This is a genomic window from Streptomyces sp. NPDC046931 (genome assembly GCF_040644655.1).
GTDB lineage: Bacteria > Actinomycetota > Actinomycetes > Streptomycetales > Streptomycetaceae > Streptomyces.
This window is the reverse complement of record NZ_JBEYWX010000026.1, coordinates 23,198-41,052: the sequence shown is the minus strand read 5'-3', so window position 1 is coordinate 41,052 and position 17,855 is coordinate 23,198. Positions and strand designations below refer to the sequence as shown.

Sequence of the window (17,855 nt, the reverse complement as noted above, 5' to 3'; positions counted from 1 at the left end):
CCCCGAGGAGCGCCATCATGACCGCGGACACCCTGCTGGAACGGATCACCGACTACGCCAACCGCCCCGACCCGTACCCGCTGTACGCGGAACTCCGCGAAGCGGGACCCGTGGTGCGGCAGGCGGACGGCAGCTACCTGGTCGGCACGTACCACGAGATCGCCGCTCTGCTCCACGATCCGCGGATCAGCGCAGATCCGAGAAGCCGTCCGGCCTCGGCCGGCGCTCTGTACGTGGAAGGCGCGCAGCTGCCCTTCCTGCGGCTCGACGACCCCGAACACCACAGACTGCGCACCCTGGCCATGCGGCCGTTCGGTCCACCGCACAGCCCAGGCCGGGTCGACGCCATGCGCGGCCAGATCGCCGACATCACCCGGGAACTGCTCGAGGCGCTCCGGGACCGCCGGCAAATCGACATCGTCGACGACTTCGCCTACCCGCTGCCCGTCGCGGTCATCTGCCGACTGCTCGGTGTACCACGCGAGGACGAACCGCTCTTCCGGCAATGGTCCGACGCCATCGTCGCGGGTGCCGACGTCAAACCCGGAGAGGACGCCGCCGAGCGCAACCAGGCGGCCCAAGAGGCACGGGCCGAGATGGGCCGGTATCTGCTGGACCTCGCCGAGCAGCGCCGTACCCATCCGAGCGACGACATGCTGTCCGCCTTCATCAACGAACCCGACCCGGCCCTGCGGCTCACCGACGAGGAACTCGCGGAAACCGCGGTCCTGTTGTTGATCGCCGGACACGAGACCACGGTCAACCTGATCACGAACGGGGTTCTCACCCTGCTGCGCCGGCCCGACCAGCTGGACCGGCTGCGCCGCGACCCCGGCCTGCTGCCCGGCGCGGTGGAGGAACTGCTGCGCTACGAGCCCCCGGTCCACATGCGGGAACGTATCCCCCTCGCCGACATCGACATCGCCGGCACCACCCTTCCCGCGGCCGGCAGCGTGGTGCTCGCGCTGGCCTCGGGCAACCGCGACCCCAGGCGTTTCCACGACCCCGACCGGTTCGACCCGGCCCGCCCGGACAATCGGCACCTGGGCTTCGGCAGCGGTGTCCACCTCTGCTACGGCGCACCCCTCGCCCGCATCGAAGCACAGACCGCACTCGGCGCACTGCTCCCCCTCCTCGGCACCGCGACCCTGGTCCAGGACCCGCCCCCCTACCGGCAGAACGCCATGCTCCGCGGCCCCCGCCACCTCCTCCTCGAGATCCGACAGTCCGCCTGACTCCGACCCCGGGGGGAAATGGCGAAGACCGATGGCTGCCCGGCGATGTCCGGATCTGACAGAACATCGTCATTGCGGCCACTGCGGCGGGGCGAAATGATCAGGGCATGCTCCCACCGCACAGAGTCGTCATCGCCGCCTTCCCGGGTGTCGAAGTACTCGACATCACGGGCCCGGCCGAGGTGTTCTCCGTCGCCACGCGGGTCGCATGCACCGGCCGGCCCGGCTACGTCGTCCACATCGCGACAGCCGATGGCGGCCCGGTGGCCACCTCCAGTGGTATCCGGCTGATCGCCGACCTGACACTGGACGAGGTGAACGGCCACGTGGACACCCTGCTTGTGGCGGGTGCGGTCCACGTGGGCGACGACGACGTGGAGCCTGTGCTCGACAGCGAGATCATCGAGTGGCTGGGTGAAGCGGTGCCCCGAACCCGCCGGACGGGCTCGGTCTGCGCGGGCGCGCACCTGCTGGCCGCAGCCGGCCTGCTGGACGGTCTGCCGGCCACGACCCACTGGCTCACGGCCGCGCAGCTGGCCTCCGCGCACCCGCGTGTCACCGTCGATCCGGACCCGATCTTCATCCGGGCCGGCAACCTGTGGACCTGCGCGGGCATCACCTCGGGGATGGACATGGCACTGGCGATGGTCGCCGAGGACCACGGCCCGGATCTGGCCCTGGACACCGCCCGGATGATGGTCATGTATGTCAAACGCTCCGGCGGCCAGAGCCAGTTCAGCGTCCCGCTCGCCGTGCCGGTCGCCACCGGGGACCGCATCGACGACCTGCGCGTATGGATCGGCGAGCACCTCACCGAGGACCTCTCCGCCGAAGCACTCGCCGCACGTCTGCATCTGAGCGTGCGCCATTTCTCCCGGCTGTTCCGCGAGCGCACCGCCACCACACCGGCCGCCTACGTCGAGTCCGCCCGGCTGGAGGCCGCTCGCCGGTTGCTCCAGGACAGCGACCTCAGCCTGCCGGAGGTCGCCGCCACCAGCGGCCTCGGCTCCGTGGAGAGCCTGCACCGTTCCTTCCGGCGCCGCCTGGGGACCACCCCCGCCGAATACCGCCGCCGATTCCGCTGACCCCGACGCTTCCCCCTGCCGCTCACCACCTCGCGCACCGTCACCCGGCGGCAGGCGGTCACGCCCGCACGAGCGCCACACCACGACAACACCAGGAGAAGACCGTGTCCCGAACCAAGGTTGTGCCGATCCCGGTCATGGGCCGGCACAGCATCAATGCGTACCTGCTGCTGGGCCGGCGACCCGTCATCGTCGACGCCGGGACTCCGGGCAGCGGCCGAAGGATCTACGATCAGGTCGCCGCGCACGGCGTGGACCCCACCGACGTCGCGCTGATCGTCATCACCCACGGCCACATCGACCACTTCGGCTCCGCCGCCGAACTGCACCGCCTGACCGGGGCACCGGTGGCCGGCCACAGCGCGGACATCGGCCCCTTCCGCACCGGCCGGGCCCGCGAACCGTACCTGCCCACCGGCCCGATGGGCCGCCTCATGGCCAGGAACAAGAACCTGCACGTGCAGGCCGAATCGTTCGAACCCGATGTACTCGTACACGGTGAAACGGGCCTGGAGGACTTCGGCATCACGGCGCGCATCATGCCGACCCCGGGACACACCGCCGGATCGATCTCCGTCCTCACCGACGAAGGAGACCTCGTCGCCGGTGACCTGGTCGCCAACTCCTTCATGGGCCTCATCCCCGGCAGGCCGGCCAACCCTCCCTTCCACGACAACCCCCTGCGCAACCTCGCGAGCCTGCGCGAGATGCTCGCCCTCAACCCCACCAGACTCCATGTCGGACACGGCTCCCCACTGGAGCCCGACCGAGTCCGGCGCTGGGCCGCCCGCGAACACCGTCGGCTGTCCCGGCTCGAAGCAGCCGGCCGCACCGTGACCCGCACGGAACACGATGCAACCCGACCGGGACGGCTTCGGCACAGCCAGGATCGGTAACCACTGAGGAGAGTGCGCACCGATCGCGGCGCCTCAGGACCCGCGTCACTGTGCCAGCGTGAGGGGTCCGCCGGGCGACGTCCCCGGATGAGAAATACGCGAACGGCCGCATCGCTCTCCCTCGTGGCCGGCCCCTCCTGGGCGACCAGACGCATGCTGCTGCCTTCTGCGTCAGCCGTGACCAGGATGTCATCGGCGCCCGGCACACGCAGGCGCGCTTCGACCCGGTCGCCTCCGGCCCAATCCAAACGGGCAGGGCCGCGATGAAACAGTGGCTGGCCGACCTCGTGCACACTGTGCTCGGTCATCCACGGCTCGGTGAGCGCGCGCACCGCAGTACTGTCGTCGCCTGTCACGACCCACCGGTGGAGAACCAGCTCTTCGCGCATGTGTTCAGCGAAGAACGGCACCTTCACGGACCGGCCCGTCCACATGACCTCGGTATCCGGGGACAGATCCCGCGCAGCCGCGTCGGTCACGTCGACAAGCCGTTCACAACGGGCGAGGAACGCCGACCAGAGCTCGGGATCGTGCCTCCGTCACAACAACGTCCGGGCCTGGCCGCCTATCCGGGCAAGGCGGTTCACGCCAACGCGGCCCGCCGCGCAGGCGCCCGCACCGACTCCGAGGAGGACCGATGAAGATCCCGATCGCCGCGGCCGGGTCGCGCGGCGACATCGCGCCGTACACGGGCCTGGGCGCCGGACTGCGCCGGGCCGGGTACGACGTGGCCCTCGCCACCACGGACGCCTTCGCACCCCCCGTACGCGAGGCCGGACTGGAATTCCGAAAGCCTTCCCGGCGGCGCAGGGGGGCGCGGCGGCGTCATGGCGATAACCTCCGCGATCTCTCACCCGGGCGTCACCTCGGCGATCACCGGCCCGCGGACCATGGACCACCTCGACGATCTGCTCGCGGGCGCCGAGACCGCCCTGAACGACGAGATCCTCGACCGGATCGACGCCATCGTGCCGCCCGGCACCGACGTCGGAACGCCGGACATGGCCTACGACCCGCCCGCCATCCGGCAGACCGCGCTGCGCCGTCGCCTGACCCCCGAGCGTTCCGCCGCCTGACCCGGGACCCACTGGGCCGCCGAGGGACGCGGCTCAACCGATCTGCTCGGCCCTGTCCAGCACATCGGGGTGCAACCGGGCTCGGGCGTCGAACAACTCGATGCCCAGAAGCCGTCCCTGCGAGTCGAGATCGAGCAGCGCGAGGGTGTCCTCGCCCGCGACCACCTGCCGGACCGCTTCTCCTGGACCGATCCTGTCGACGACGTAGATGTACGCCATGTTCGCCGACGCGTCGTACTCGACTCGCATCACGCTCCCTGTGTCGGATAGGGCCGGGACGGTGCCTGGCGCCGAACGGGCCGCTGGTCTTCGGCTCGGAGCCGGTACACCACGCTCCGGCGCAGTGGCCCGTCGGGCACGCCCGGGTCGTCGAAGTCATCGGCCGGATCGCGGGTCATGCCGATACGGCGCATCACTGCCTGCGAACGGAGATTGGTGGCCGCCGTCACCGCGAGGATCTCCGCCAGACCGAGGCGTTGGAAGCCGAAGGCCACGGCAGCCCTGGCACCCTCGCTGGCATATCCGTGTCCCGACGCCGAACGGGCCAGACGCCAGCCGGCCTCCACACCGTTGAACGGCATGCCGTCATCCACCGGATCCAGCCCGGTGAACCCGATGAACTCGCCGGTCGCCCCTACCTCCACTGCCCACCACCCCCAGCCTCGCCCGTCGAGGTCGGCCTGAAAGCGGGCTGCGGATGCCTCGCTCTGCTCCCGTGTCAGTACGCCCGGCAAGTACTCGCGAACCGCCGGATCGGCATTCATGGCCGCCCAAGGACCCAGATCGGACTCCCGCCAGCCGCGGAGCACAAGACGATCGGTGTGGAGCTCATACATCACGCCAACCTAGCGTGACGGCGAACAGGGAGCGACCGAATAGACGGGTGTGTGGCAGCGTCGGCCGCCGTCCGGTCCGGTGACCGGCACGCCATCGGGCACACGGTCGGTTCGGTCCGCACCGCAGGCTGGGTGCGGACCGATGGCTCAGCCGGTGACGCTGGGGGCGCCCGTCTCGATGTGCCCACGAAGTGCCGGGAGAAGGAGCTGTCGGCGCTGACCGTGACCGTGAAGTCGTACCAGCCGCCTTGGTAGGCCACGGCGTTGAAGAAGTCGTCCGTGAACCCTCCGGCGGCCACCTGTTAGGTCCAGGGACCGTCACTTCGGTAGTTGTTCGACTTGATGGTGAAGGTCATGCCCGCGGCGGTCTGGTTCGTCATGCGGAACCAGACCGCCTGCTTGCCGGTGGTCGGGGCGGGGGCGTAGTAGCAGCCGACCTCGATGTTCCTGGCCGGACCGAGGGCGTTGCCGGTGAACCGGCGCAGGAAGCGGTTGGGGCCGACGACGCTCAGGTCGTAGAGCCCGTTGCCGGAGCCGGTGCCGACGTTGAAGTAGTCCTCCGCCCAGCCGTCGGTGCGTGTGGCGGCGTTGTAGGGGTCGACGGTGTACTGCCACGGACCGCCGCTGCGGTAGGCGTTGGCGTAGACCGAGAAGTGCACCGCCTCGCCGGCCTGGACACCCTGATTCGCCATGTCGATCCAGGCCAGGATCTGGCCGTTCGCGTTGTAGTCGAACCGGCTGATGTAGGCGTTCGGCTGGTACGGCAGTGCCCGGGCCGGCTTGGCGCCCGTCTCCTGCGCGGGCAGCGCGTTGGTGTTGGCTGGGGTTCGGCAGCAGATAGCAGTTGATCTGGCCGATGACCGACGTCACCCGTCAGACCCTCTACCGTTGCTGGCCCAACCGGGCGGCGCTGCTCTTCGATCTGATCCTCGAGGACCCCGATCTGGGCAACCACCCCGAGCCGGACAGCGATGTGCGCGCCGTGGCCACCGTCTGGCTGAAGAGCCTGCGAGCCGGCGTCGGCGAGCCGGCCGTCCGCACCGCGGTCCTGGCCGTCACCGCCCAGGCCGACCACGCCCCCGACAGCGCCCAGGCCCTCGTACGCACGGGGCGGGACCGCCGTGCAGCCCTGAACGAGCTGCTGGAGCCTTCGGGTGTTCGCACAGGGCCCCGCCCGGTGGGTCATCAGGAGGGCGCGCCGTCCAGGACTTCCACCTTCCCGGTGTCGAGGGAGTAGTAGGCGCCGACCACGGCAAGGGCTCGCTTGCCCACGAGCGGTGCCAGGTCGTGATTGGAACGCAGAGCGGTCGCGGTCAACTCGACCTGGGCCCGGGTCATGGTCTCGACCGGATCGGCACCCCGTTCCGGGAGGGCCTGCCTGTACGCCGGCCGCAGAGCCCTGGCGATCGCCTGGAGATTGCCGGGCAGCGACTTGCCGCCACGAAGAGCGTCGTACGCCGCCTTGATGGCGCCGCAGCGCTGATGCCCGAGGACCACGATGAGCGGAGTGCCACTCGTCATGGGCCCGTACTCGACCGAACCGGTGACAACCGAGCCGACCGCCGTCCCGCCCGTGCGCATCACGTAGAGGTCGCCCAGACCGGTGTCGAAGAGGAGTTCGGGCGGCACACGGGAGTCGATGCACGAAAGGATCGCGGCGAAGGGCTCCTGCTGCTGCGACACGAACTGGCGCCGGTCCGGGTCCCGGTCGGGGTGTCGAAGATCTCCGCTCACCCAGCGCTTGTTGCCTTCCATCAGTCGGGCGAACGCGGTGGCGGGCGAGGTCGGCCTGGCTTCCGGTGAAAGGCTGCTTGCCATCGGTACGGCCTTCGTCGTTGAGCAGCCCGCGAGGGCGATCGTGGCGCCCGCAAGCCCGGCGGCAAGCAGAGTTCTCCGATCCGGGTGTCCTGCTGTGTCCATCGGTCATTCTCCTCAGCCGCTCAGACACGTCCGTATCTCTTGACCCAGGGGGGATTGTGCAGTGTGGCGGGATTTGCCCCGGGGCAGGCGCAAGCGGGTGCGGGTCACATTGCCACCGACGGCCCACAGCTGCTCAGCCGGCCGGCCACCAAGGCTGATGACCGGCACCGTCCGTCTTCCGGCACCGTCCAGGTGGGCTGGACCGGATTTCTACGAATCGGACCGCCCCGGGGCCTCTGCCGGTTCGGGACGGCGGCGAGGCGCTGTGGCCGTAGGCCGGACTACCGGAGCCCCGTGACGCCCAGCCCACCGCCCGCCGCCGCCTTTCCTTCCTTCTGCGACCGACCTCGGCGCGATGTACGCGCGCCCGCCCGCCGGGCGTTCAGCTGCAGACGAGCAGTCCCGCGTTGCGCTTGGCGGCGAGGATCCGACGCACGCTGTCGTTGACCTTGGCCCGGAAGCCGGCGTCCTGCTGCATCCGGGTCTGGATGGCCTGCGTCATCGCCGGTACGACGTCCGGCCGTACCGTCAGGATCATGTTTCCGCCCGCCGCAAGGAAGTTCACCGCTCGCTGGGCGGGGGTGAAGGACCGTACCGCCACCGCGTTGCCGAGGTCGTCCGAGATGACCACGCCCTTGAAGCCCAGTTGGGTACGCAGCAGTTGGCCGATGACAGTCGGTGAGAAGGCTGCGATGTGCCGCGGGTCGATCTTGGTGTACGTGGCGAGTGAGACCATCACGAACGGAACACCTGCACGGATACCGCTCCGGAACGGTGTGAGACTGGAGCTGCCGGCGGTCGTCACCGAGTCCTGCACGTTCGCGGTGGTGTCGGTGTTGCCGATTACCTGGCCCAGCCCCGGAAAGTGCTTGATGGTGGTCATGACGCCCGCCTGAGCGAAACCACTGGAGAACGCGTTGCTGTGGGAACTCACGATGTCCGGTGTGTGGCCGTACTCGCGGTAGTAGGAGCCGATCGGTCCATTGCGGGTGCCCAGGCTGGCCGGAACCACATCGGCGACGGGAGCCAGGTCGAGGTTCACCCCGGCGGCCTTCAGCTGTTTGGCCCACTCGGCCGCCCGGCTGCGCAGCGTCGTGGTCGACCAGCTGCCCTGCGTCAGCCCACTGGGTATGGTCGAGAACCCGGGGCCGCTCAGTACCTGCACCCGGCCGCCCTCCTGGTCGGTGGAGACGAACATTCCCACTCGGTGCCCGCCGACCTGGTCCGCCTGACCTCGTACGCTGTCGACCAGCGTTCTGGTCGCCCGTGTCCCGGCGGTGCTGCGCCCGGTCAGCATGATGGACCCCACGTGGTTGTTCCGCAGAGTACGCAGTTGCGTCTGGTCGGGGCGAGCAGCGGAAACGCCGCCCATGATGAGCTGCCCCACCCGTTGCGCGGAGGTCATGGCGTTGAAGTACTTGTCGACGCAGGTGGTGGCGGCCGAAGGAGTGAGGGTGGCGGCCGATGCACTCTCCCTGGCCGAGTAGCCGGGCAGGGAGCCGGTGGCGCCAGGGGCCTTTGCGATGTTGCTGGTCGGGGCGGCCCTGACGGAACCGGCGGCACCCCCGTGCGCGGCCGCTTCGCCGCAGGCGGAAGCGGCCAGCACCAGGGAGACCAGCGGGGCCGCGGTGCGCAGAGCCATGGGGCGGCGTCTTCCCAGCCGCCGGGTGCGTATCGTCATCGATTCTTCTCCTGTCGTGGATGCACCACGGACCGTCCCAGCCGGCGGAACTCGCATTGCTCAAGTTGCGCTGAACGGGGGATGCGGCGTCACCCAGACCGCACACACAATGCGTGTGTTCCGCGCTTCCTTCGAGGTGTGGACGGTGCCATGAAACGGATGGGACTGGGGCGTGCGGACGCGGTAGGTGACCGGGTCTGGGAGCCCGCCTCCAGTCCCCAACGCACCGGGCCCGTTCCGGTGGATGGCGCCGCATGTCAGGATTGCCATCTGCCCAAGTCCCGGGCTCGCCGGCAGGCGCTCCCTTCGGGCCGATGGCCGGCACGGCTCCATCCTGAGGACTACCCGTGCGCTCTGCAACCCTGGCAAGTGCGGGTGTGCGGACGTGAGTCCCCAGCGGCGCGCCATCCTCGTCGACCTGTCGACATCGGTGGCGGCCACCCAAGGAGACAGGCCCCGCCCGAGCCGCGGTGACCACTGCCCTGCGCCGATCGATGGGCGAGGCGCGGCTCAGTCGTAGGCGCTGATCTCGATCGGACTGCCGTCGGGGCCCGGCAGGCAGGCGCTGGTCAGGGGCGCTCGGGCCCCGGTGCGCCGGACGGTCCGAACCGGTGGTCCTTGCCCCTGGCACCGGATCGGGGAGCGTACCGGCCGAGCAGACGCACGCATGACCGCCAGGCCGCCGCTGACAGCGGATCGCGTGCGCCGGCGAACAGCGGGTGCAGATCAGGGCCGTATCGCTCCGCCAGCCCGGTGTTGTGCGTGAGCACGTCGAGCTCGTGCGCTGCGGTGATCTCCAGGAACGCGCGTATGTCGGGCTCCGTGCCGCGGCCGGGGCCGCCCGCCGGGGGAGCCTTCGGCGGCTGGGAAAGCCCCTGCATCAGACGTCCTGATGCGCCGCGCGGGCCACCTCTCCCACCAGCCGGGCCGTGATCGGGGTGCCGACGCCGTGAACGGTCGCCGCCCGCAGGACGGCTCCACCGATGGCGTCGAGTTCGAGCGGGCGTCCTGCCTCGGCGTCGCGCTGCATCGAGGACTTCATCGACTGCGGGGCGCGGTCGAAGAAGGAGAGCACGGCGTCCGTGGTCGCGGCCGCACCGGCGGCCCGCGCCACCGCGGTGATCTCGTCGAGGACGGCGAGCAGTTCCGGCCGATGCTCGGTGCGGACGGTGCCGACATCGGTCCGGTGCCGGGTTGTCAGCAGGGCGAAGGGGGCGAGGAAGACGAGCTTGTCCCAGAGCATCGCCGTCTCGTCGTCCCGCAGGGACACGCCCAGACCGGAGTGACGCAGTCGGTCCGCCAACTCGTCGAGCGAAGCCGCCAGTTCGATGTCGGCGAACGGGCTGGTGTGGACGATACGGCCTGGTGAGGTGCGGGTCGCCTCGACTCTGATCGTCCCTGCGACGACCTGGCCCGCCGGGTAGCGCCCACGGATCACGGCGAGGTGGTCGAGGCCATTGAGCAGCGGAATCACGACGGCGTTGCCGAGGACGTCTGGCGTCACCCGGTCGAGGGCCGCCGCGAGAGAGGTCTGCTTGACCGTCACGAGCAGCACGTCCACCGGCTCGCGCAGCCGGGTGTCGGCCTCCACCGCCGCGGCGCACTCGCCGTACCGCGTGCTCTCGAGGCGCAGACCGTCCCGGCGCAGTACGGCTGCGGTCTCCTCGCCGGCCAGGCAGACGACGCGGTGACCGTCGCGGGCCAGCAGTGCGCCGATCAGGCCGCCGATGCCGCCCGGGCCGAGGACGGCCACCGTCAGAGCCGATGTGGTCACGTGGACTCCCTGTCCTTGGAAGAACGATGTCCAGCGGGTCGGCACCCGCCCTGCCGCCACGCGTCCGGACCGCTGTGGAAGCATAGGGCGGGTTGCCGCCCTGGGCCCTGGATCGATGATCGAGCACGCCCGAAACCCAAGTCAACCCAGGGGTTTGCTGGGGAGCCCCCAAGCAATACCTTGGGGGCCCGTGACACTCGACGATCTCCGCGTCTTCGCCGTGGTCTGCCGGACCGGCTCCCTGAGCGCCGCCGCCCGTGACCTGGCCTGCACACAGTCAGCGGTCAGCCAGCACGTGAAGCGGCTCGAGCGTGAAATCGGCCTCAGCCTGCTGGAGCGGCAGCCCAGAGGCGTCGTACCGACCCCTGCCGGAAGACGGCTGCACACGGCGGTCACGGAGGGCCTCGGGTGCATAGATCAGGCGCTGCGCCAGCTGAACGACCTCGCCCACGCAGAAGGCGGATCGGTGCGGGTCACCACCGGGGCGACCACCGTCCGGCACTTCATGGCTGCCGCCGTCGTCGACTTCCGTCGGCGCTTTCCCAAGGCCAGCCTGGAATTCCAGACCGAGCCCTCCAGCCGCGGCTGCTTCGAGGCCCTCGCCGCCGGCAGCGTCGACCTCGCCTGGATCACCCTCGGGCCCTCGATCCGCTCCGCCGAGCAGCACCCCGTCGTCGAGCTGCCCTGGGCGCTCGCCGTCACAGCGCGGGATCCGCTGGCGGGCAGAGCCTTCATCGAGCCCGCCGACCTGCAAGACGCCCGGCTCATCGGGCTCCCGGAGAACTCGACCTCCCGCTCCCAACTCAGCTCCCGGCTGGCCGAATCCGGGATCCGGCCGGTCTTCGACACCAGCGTCACCGACTGGGACACGGCGCTCCTTCTCGCCGAGCTGGGACTCGGCCACGCCGTCGTCCCGGCCTTGCCCGACTGGAGTGGCCCGGGCCATCCGGACCTGCGGCTGATTCCCATCCCCGCGCTCCCGCCCCTTGCCGCGGGATGGGCGGTGCGCAGCTGGGACGCACTCTCCCCGCTGGCCCGCTCCTTCGCGGAAGGCGTCGCCCACCACTGCCGGCAGCGGCCCGCCACCCCTGGGGGTTGAACCATACGAAGGGCTCGACCACTCATGTGGAGGGCAGGGAGGAAATACGCCAGGCTGTGCGGGCGGCGCGTACCGGTGCGGCGCGCCGGATTGCTGGTCAAGGCCCGCCGGATAGCACGGGCGGGGCCCAGCGGATGCGGCGGGTTCGGCGAGGCGGTTCCCACAACGGCGGCGGAGCCTCGGCAACCCTCGTACGCGCCAGGTCCTCAACCGTGGAATGGATGCGGTACACCACGCTCCAACCCCGTCACAGTCTGGACCCCATCCTCCGGGAATGCCGTTGTTCGGGTGAGCCCGAATCACATCGACCGAGCACCGGACGCGTCGGCAACCTGGGCCTCGGATCCCTAGACGGCCGCGATTCCCCCCGGCTGCTCCTCTGCCGGGACCGGACAGGCGCGCCGGAAATCGCCCAAGACGACGAAAGGAGTTCCGAAGTGAAACTTCGGTCGCGCATTTCAGTAGGCGCAGCGGCAGCATTGCTGGCGGGTATCGGCGCGTTGGCCGCACCTGCCGCCACAGCCTCGGCCGCCCCCGACACGCACTCCGGGTTCGCGGCCCAAAGCCGTCAGGCAGGACTGACCGATGCGCAAAGCGCAAAGCTGCAGCGGCAGGTGGATGCCACCATCGCCGAGTCCGGAGGCCGGCAGGTGGCGGCGAACATCGTCGACCTGGGCCAGGGCGTCTCGGTGCGACTTGTCGTGCCCGGCGAGAAGTACGTGCGCGACCTCGCGACCACGCGCGGTCCGGTGACCAGCCGGACCGCGGCGCATGTCTGCCCCTACGGAGACTTCTGCGCCTACACGGACGTCGACTACGGCGGCAGGGAACAGCGGATGGGGCCGTGCGGGAAGCACGCCCTCCGCGGCTCGGGCTGGAGCGGGGCCGGGTCCTGGTACAACAATCAGACCAAGTCGTGGATGAGGGCCACCATGTGGGGCAAGCACGATGAGTTCATCTATCGGGACAACGGGCCCGGCTCGCACGATACGCACGGCAACTGGGCGAGGATCTGGTCGATCACCAACTGCTGACGGGGCCCGCTGGTAGAGCCACCCCGTAGGGCTACGGCGACCGGACGAAGCGGCGCTGCGGCTGCTGACGACGACGGGGCTGGCCGCGGTCTCGGTGGGATCCGGCAGCCCCGTCGTGTCAGAGGTCAGGTTGTGCAGGTGGGCACGCCGTCGAGCCAGGCGGGGCCCCTGATGTAGATGTTGGTGACCCAGGCCCGGTAGTCGGGCAGGTAGGACCAGGCGTCGTTGGTGTAGCCGTCGGCGGTGACGAGTTCCGCGTGCTTCTGGCACTCGATCCGGACCGTGGTCGGGCCGGGGAAGGCGTACACCCGCGCCGCATGCGTGGACGGTTGGGCCTTGGTCCAGACACCCGTGCCCCAGGTGCTGAAGACATGCCCGGTCACCGCGCCGGTGTTGACGCGCACCGCGCCGAAGTAGTCGCCACCCAGGCGTACATCGCTGACCATCAGCTTGGTGCCCGACTGCCTTGCCTCGACCATCTTGCCCGCGCCCAGGTAGATCGCGATGTGGTGGAGGTCCTGCGAGGTGCCCCAGGCGAGCAGGTCGCCGGGGAGCAGCGGGGCGAGACCCTGGGCGGCCGTGAAGCGGGCGGCGGCCCGGAGCGTGTAGTACTGGGCGCTGGCGTCGCCGTTGAGGATGTCGGACCCGGCGGCCTGCGCATAGGCGTAGCGCACCAGCCCCGAGCAGTCGAAGCCGCGCCGTTCCGGATCGTGTTCGCTGGCCGGGTCGGTCGGGTCGACGTGCCCATAGGTGGCGCCGGGCCGGGGCCCGTGGCCGCCACCCCAGGTGTACCAGACCCCTGCCGCCACCTGCGAACATGCCGCGGCGATCGCCTGCTCGGCCGCCGGGGAGGCGCCCGGTGCCAGGGCGGCGCACCCTTCGTCGGCCCGCGCATCGGCGATCGTGGCGGGCGCCCGTTCGGCCGCAACGGCCGAGGACGTGAACGCCCAGGTGAGCAGGGTGAGTAAGCCGATGATTACGCCGATGAGACCGGTCCTGTCGCGCATGCCGGTACCCCCGTTCGTGTCGTGGATGTGCAGTGCTCCCGAGCGGCTCCCCGCCGCGGCGAAGGACGCCGCAGCGCCGGTTGCGGGCGCCGCGTCGGCGTCCAGGCTGCCGACCGGCCCTCCCACCGGTCGACGCCGGCGCGGCACCCTCTTCGGGAAGGCGACGGGAAACCCTTGGGAAACCCCCGCTCGCCAGGACGGGGGATCAGGGGCGGGCGCAGGCCTGTGCCACGGACACGCCGGACTCGGGGGTGAGCCCCACACGTGCGCTGCGGCCGGCGGACTCGAGCACTCGGCAGACCTGAGCCATCCGCCCGGAGAGGTCCAGGTCCCACAGCCGGACGGTTCCGTCGTTGCTGCTGCTGGCCACCGTCCGCCCGTCCGGGGAGAAGACCACGCCCCACACCGCGTTGGTGTGACCGGTCAGCGCGGCCCAGGGGCGCCGCTCCCGCACGTCCCACAGCCGCACCGTCCGGTCGCTGCCGCTGCTCGCCAGCCGCCGGCCGTCCGGTGAGAAGGCGATGCCCCGCACCGATCCGGCATGGCCGGTCAGGGACGCCTCCGGTCGTTTCCGGCCCGGATCCCACAGGCGCACGGTGCCGTCGTTGCCGCCGCTGGCCAGCGTGTGCCCGTCGGGGCTGTACGCCACGCCGCGCACCGCACCGGTGTGGCCGGTGAGCGTGGCGGTACAGCGGCGGGCGGCCACATCCCACAGCCGTACGGTCAGATCGTCACTGGCGCTGGCGAGGGTGCGACCGTCGGGGCTGAAGGCGATGTCGTTGACGAAGTCGGTGTGCCCGGTGAGCACGGCGAGCGGGCGGCGGGTCGGAACGTCCCACAGGCGCACGGTGCCGTCGGATCCCGCCGAGCCCAGCGTGCGGCCGTCGGGAGCGAAGGCCACCGCGAACACGCTTCCGCGGTGGCCTTCGAGCGTGCCGAGTGGACGGCGGGTCGGAACGTCCCACAGGCGGACGGTCCCGTCGGATCCCGCCGAGCCCAGCGTGCGGCCGTCGGGAGCGAAGGCCACCGAGACCACGCTCTCGCGATGTCCGGTCAAGATGGCCGGCGGCCGTCGCCGGTCCACGTCCCACACCCGTACCGTGTGATCGGTGCCGGCGGTGGCCAGCAGCTTCCCGTCCGGGCTGTACGCGGCGTGAGAGACCTCGGTGAACGGCGGTGCGGCGAGCGCGCGGCCCCTGAGGTCCCACAGCACGACGGACTGGTCGAAGCCCGCGGTGGCCAGCAGGGTCCCGCTGCCGTTCACGGCCACTCCGAGGACGTAGTCCGTGTGTCCGGCCAGTGTCGCCGTCGGCCGTCCGCTGCGCACGTCCCACAGCCTGGTCGTGCCGTCGCCCCCCGCGCTGACGACACTCGCACCATCGGGTGTCCAGGCGACCGCATTGACATCGTCACCGTGTCCGGTCAGCGTGGCGGCCGCCCGGCGCGCGGCCACGTCCCACAGCCGCACGGTCCGGTCCACCCCTCCCGTGGCCAGGCTGCGCCCGTCCGGTGAGAAGGCCACGCCCAGCACCTCGTCGGTGTGGCCGCGCAGTTCGGCGACGGGGCGTGCCGTGTCGGTGCTCCACAGCCGTACGGTCCGGTCGGAGCCGGCCGAAGCCAGTGTCCGGCCGTCGGGGGCGTACGACAGCGCAGTGACGTTCCCGGAGTGACCGCTGAGCACCGCACGGGCCCGGTGGCCGGGCCCGGTGTCCCACAGCTGCACCGTTCCGTCGCGGCCTGCGACGGCGAGCGTACGGCCGCGGGGATCGAAGGCCACCGCTCGGGCGCCAGTGGTCCGCTCGGGCAGCACCGACACGGTCCCTCGGCCGGCCGTGAGCCACAGGCGCACGGGACCGCCTGTCGAACTGGCCGCGAGAGTGAGGCCGTCGGGGCTGAAGGCGACCGAGCGAACGCGCCCGGGCAGGGTGAGCGTCGCGACGGTGCGCTGGTCGGCCGGACGCCGCAGCTTCACGGTTCCGTCGGAACTCGCGGTTGCCAGCAGTCGGTCGTCCGGTGCGAAGGCGAGCGCGTTGACCGGTCCTCGCTGGCCGCCGAGCCGACGGGCGAACGGCTGGGCCTGAGTGCTCAGGAGTGCGCCGCGCGCCTCGGGCGTGGCGCCGGCCCGGTAGGCCGCGACCGCCAGCAGCATCGAGGCCTCGGGCCGGCCGCCGGCCAGTGAGGTGGACTGGAGGGCCAGGGCATGTGAGCGGGAGACATGCTCCTGGGCGACCGCTGCTGTGCGCTGCCGATAGGCCAGGGCGCCCGCGGTCAGGGCGAGGCCGAGCAGGGCGACGAGAGTGGCCAGCATGACGTCGCGCAGCCGTTCCTGACGCCGCGCCCGACGCTGACGTGCCTCCTCCTCGGCGCGGCTTGCCTGAAGGAACGCCTTCTCCCCCCGGCTGAGACGGCTGGAGCCGTCCAGTTCATCTGCCCAGGAGCGTGCCGTCTCCAGCCGGGTGCCCCGGTACAGGGCGGAGGCGTCGCAGCCCTCGCGCTCCCAGTCCGCGGCGGCATGGGCGAGCTGCTGGTGGATCAGCAGCCCGGCCCGGTCCGCCTGGATCCAGTCGCGCAGCCGTGGCCAGGCGTGCAGCAGTGCCTCGTGGGTGATCTCGACCATGTCGTGGTCCACGGTGATCAGTCGGGCCCGTACGAAGGCGTCGAGCGCCGCCGTGACCTCGTCCGTGTCGCCGAGTTGCTCCATCAGGACGGTCCGGCTCGTCCGGCGCCGTGTAGCGCCGGTGTCCTTGGAGACGTGCACCAGCCGGGACAGGATCCGCCGGACCGTCTTCTGCTCGGCCGGATACAGCCCGGCGAACACATCCTCGGCGGTGCGGGCGACCGCCCCCCGGATGCCGCCGGTGCGTTCGTACCCGGCAACGGTCAAAGTGGACTGCTCGCGGTGCTGCCATGTGGCCAGCAGCGCATGGGACACCAGGGGCAGTACCCCGGACGGTGTCTCCTGGACCTGGACGCCCCCGTGGCCGGCCGCATCAGGCTCGTCGCGCAGCCCGGCGTCGCCCAGCAGCAGCGGGACCAGCCCGGGTTCCAGCGTGATGCCGGCGCGTTCCGCGGGGCGGGTGATCGACTCACGCAGCTCGGCGACCGACATCGGGGGCAGCGCGAACAGCCCGTCGGTGAACACCGGGGAGAGTTCCGGGAGTTCCAGGCACCGCCCCAGGAAGTCGGCCCGCAGTCCGAGCACGATCACGGCGGGATCGTACGCCGGCCCGGACGGTGGGGACGTGGCCAGTGCGCACAGCACCCGGACATAGGCGCGGCGCTCGCCGTCGTCCGTACACAGGGTGAACAGCTCCTCGAACTGGTCCACGAGCAGCACAGGGCACACCGGTGGCGGGCGACGGTCGTCCATGTCGGACTCCGGCCGCCTGGTGTCCGTCATCCGGTGGACCGCTTCCAGCAGCGCCCGGGGCCTGTCCCGGAGTTCGGCCGCGCTCAGCCGCAGATCGCAGCCCAGCGCCTTCGCCGTGCGCTCCAGCAACTCCTCCAGAGGGCGCGCCGTGGGTGTGAGGGAGACCACCGGCCAGCGGTCCGCGCCCGGCATGGGAAACCGGCCGGGGTGCCCGAGAGCGGTCACGAGCCCGGCGCTGAGCAGGGAGGACTTTCCCGCACCCGACGGGGCCACCAGCATCAGCGGCCCGATGCCGATGCGCTGGAAGAGCCGTTCGACGAGTGTGGCCGTCGCCCGTTCCCTGCCGAAGAACCACTCCGCGTCCTGCGTGGTGAACGCCGACAGGCCGCGGTAAGGGCAGGTGGCCGCAGTCGCGCCGATATCGTTGTCATGAACGTGTTCTCGGGCGGTCGCCGCCTCCGCCAGTGCGAGCAACTCGCCCTCGGCGGCGAGAATGCGGTCGCAGCGGCGGGCGACATCGACGGTCGGAGGCTTCGCACCCGTCTCGATCTTGCTGAGGTACCCCTTGCTGTAGTGGGTCTGCCGGGCCAGATCGGCCAGGGACAGCCCCCGCCGACGTCTCAGCCGTCTCAGCTGGGCGGCGAAGGACGGCGCGTCCGTCCCTGACCGTGCGGTCGTCCCTGGCCGTTCCGGCTCGTTGCCCTCGTGATCGTGCGCTGCCTGCTGTGACTCGCTCAAGGCGTCCCCCATGGCACCCCATGCCCTTGCCGTGAGTCGGGCGGGTGCCCAGATTACTTTCCGGGCGGGACGCGAGGCGAAGCGCTTCACTCGTAAGTGGCGCA

The 17,855-nt window shown here is 70.9% G+C and carries 16 protein-coding genes and 3 pseudogenes; 9 read left to right on the top strand and 10 right to left on the bottom strand.

The window, feature by feature from the left end; translation table 11 throughout:
- Positions 1-17: 17 nt before the first annotated feature.
- From ABZ876_RS32055 to ABZ876_RS32030, 6 genes and pseudogenes are all read left to right on the top strand, one after another.
- Complete coding sequence (locus ABZ876_RS32055) at positions 18-1,235, top strand: cytochrome P450 (RefSeq protein WP_361788541.1); 1,218 nt, start codon at positions 18-20, stop codon at positions 1,233-1,235.
- 107 nt (positions 1,236-1,342) lie between these two features.
- A complete protein-coding gene (locus ABZ876_RS32050) occupies positions 1,343-2,320 on the top strand; it encodes a helix-turn-helix domain-containing protein (protein ID WP_361788539.1) in 978 nt (325 codons plus the stop codon).
- 104 nt (positions 2,321-2,424) lie between these two features.
- Positions 2,425-3,216, top strand: a complete 792-nt coding sequence (locus ABZ876_RS32045) for an MBL fold metallo-hydrolase (RefSeq protein ID WP_361788537.1) — start codon at positions 2,425-2,427, stop codon at positions 3,214-3,216.
- A 527-nt stretch (positions 3,217-3,743) separates the two neighbouring features.
- Positions 3,744-3,857, top strand: a pseudogene (locus tag ABZ876_RS32040) (MerR family transcriptional regulator); the annotation flags it as partial.
- Positions 3,854-4,016, top strand: a pseudogene (locus ABZ876_RS32035) (glycosyltransferase); the annotation flags it as partial. The pseudogenes ABZ876_RS32040 and ABZ876_RS32035, both read left to right, overlap by 4 nt.
- A 27-nt stretch (positions 4,017-4,043) precedes the next feature.
- Positions 4,044-4,292 (top strand): annotated as a pseudogene (locus ABZ876_RS32030) (aldo/keto reductase); the annotation flags it as partial.
- A 33-nt stretch (positions 4,293-4,325) separates the two neighbouring features.
- On the opposite strand, the gene ABZ876_RS32025 reads toward ABZ876_RS32030, so the two are convergent.
- Genes ABZ876_RS32025 through ABZ876_RS32010 form a run of 4 tightly spaced genes read right to left on the bottom strand, consistent with a single transcriptional unit; the run spans position 4,326 to position 5,871 of the window.
- Positions 4,326-4,541 carry a DUF2283 domain-containing protein gene (locus ABZ876_RS32025; RefSeq protein WP_361788535.1) on the bottom strand — a complete coding sequence of 72 codons (216 nt, stop codon included), beginning with the start codon at positions 4,539-4,541 and terminating at the stop codon, positions 4,326-4,328.
- Entirely contained in the window at positions 4,541-5,128 is a 588-nt protein-coding gene (locus tag ABZ876_RS32020; protein ID WP_361788533.1) for a GNAT family N-acetyltransferase, read from the bottom strand. The genes ABZ876_RS32025 and ABZ876_RS32020 overlap by 1 nt, the downstream gene beginning before the upstream one ends.
- The gene (locus ABZ876_RS32015; RefSeq protein ID WP_361788658.1) at positions 5,128-5,388 is read right to left on the bottom strand and encodes a hypothetical protein; all 261 of its coding nucleotides are present in this window, start codon (positions 5,386-5,388) and stop codon (positions 5,128-5,130) included. Before ABZ876_RS32015 ends, ABZ876_RS32020 begins: the two co-directional genes overlap by 1 nt.
- Positions 5,389-5,430: 42 nt before the next feature.
- The gene (locus ABZ876_RS32010; RefSeq protein ID WP_361788656.1) at positions 5,431-5,871 is read right to left on the bottom strand and encodes a phospholipase domain-containing protein; all 441 of its coding nucleotides are present in this window, start codon (positions 5,869-5,871) and stop codon (positions 5,431-5,433) included.
- Between the two features lie 113 nt (positions 5,872-5,984).
- On the opposite strand from ABZ876_RS32010, the gene ABZ876_RS32005 reads away from it, so the two are divergent.
- Complete coding sequence (locus ABZ876_RS32005) at positions 5,985-6,365, top strand: hypothetical protein (RefSeq protein ID WP_361788531.1); 381 nt, start codon at positions 5,985-5,987, stop codon at positions 6,363-6,365.
- Here ABZ876_RS32005 and ABZ876_RS32000 read toward each other — a convergent pair.
- The 4 genes from ABZ876_RS32000 to ABZ876_RS31985 form a co-directional block, all read right to left on the bottom strand.
- A complete protein-coding gene (locus tag ABZ876_RS32000) occupies positions 6,314-6,946 on the bottom strand; it encodes a carbonic anhydrase (protein ID WP_361788529.1) in 633 nt (210 codons plus the stop codon). The two genes, ABZ876_RS32005 and ABZ876_RS32000, sit on opposite strands and share 52 nt — an antisense overlap.
- A gap of 484 nt (positions 6,947-7,430) precedes the next feature.
- Positions 7,431-8,729, bottom strand: a complete 1,299-nt coding sequence (locus ABZ876_RS31995; RefSeq protein ID WP_361788527.1) for a glycoside hydrolase family 3 N-terminal domain-containing protein — start codon at positions 8,727-8,729, stop codon at positions 7,431-7,433.
- Positions 8,730-9,298: 569 nt separating this feature from the next.
- Positions 9,299-9,610 carry a hypothetical protein gene (locus ABZ876_RS31990; RefSeq protein ID WP_361788525.1) on the bottom strand — a complete coding sequence of 104 codons (312 nt, stop codon included), beginning with the start codon at positions 9,608-9,610 and terminating at the stop codon, positions 9,299-9,301.
- On the bottom strand, positions 9,610-10,503 hold the full coding sequence (locus tag ABZ876_RS31985; RefSeq protein WP_361788523.1) for a 2-dehydropantoate 2-reductase: 894 nt from the start codon (positions 10,501-10,503) through the stop codon (positions 9,610-9,612). Before ABZ876_RS31985 ends, ABZ876_RS31990 begins: the two co-directional genes overlap by 1 nt.
- A 190-nt stretch (positions 10,504-10,693) precedes the next feature.
- On the opposite strand from ABZ876_RS31985, the gene ABZ876_RS31980 reads away from it, so the two are divergent.
- Together ABZ876_RS31980 and ABZ876_RS31975 are read left to right on the top strand one after the other, a co-directional pair.
- On the top strand, positions 10,694-11,602 hold the full coding sequence (locus ABZ876_RS31980) for a LysR family transcriptional regulator (protein WP_361788521.1): 909 nt from the start codon (positions 10,694-10,696) through the stop codon (positions 11,600-11,602).
- 614 nt (positions 11,603-12,216) lie between these two features.
- Positions 12,217-12,636 (top strand): peptidase inhibitor family I36 protein, encoded by a 420-nt coding sequence (locus ABZ876_RS31975; RefSeq protein ID WP_361788519.1) that lies wholly within the window; start codon positions 12,217-12,219, stop codon positions 12,634-12,636.
- Positions 12,637-12,761: 125 nt separating this feature from the next.
- Here ABZ876_RS31975 and ABZ876_RS31970 read toward each other — a convergent pair whose 3' ends face one another.
- Both ABZ876_RS31970 and ABZ876_RS31965 read right to left on the bottom strand, forming a co-directional pair.
- Positions 12,762-13,643 carry an NlpC/P60 family protein gene (locus ABZ876_RS31970; RefSeq protein ID WP_361788517.1) on the bottom strand — a complete coding sequence of 294 codons (882 nt, stop codon included), beginning with the start codon at positions 13,641-13,643 and terminating at the stop codon, positions 12,762-12,764.
- Between the two features lie 205 nt (positions 13,644-13,848).
- Complete coding sequence (locus ABZ876_RS31965; protein ID WP_361788515.1) at positions 13,849-17,751, bottom strand: helix-turn-helix domain-containing protein; 3,903 nt, start codon at positions 17,749-17,751, stop codon at positions 13,849-13,851.
- Positions 17,752-17,855: the final 104 nt, after the last annotated feature.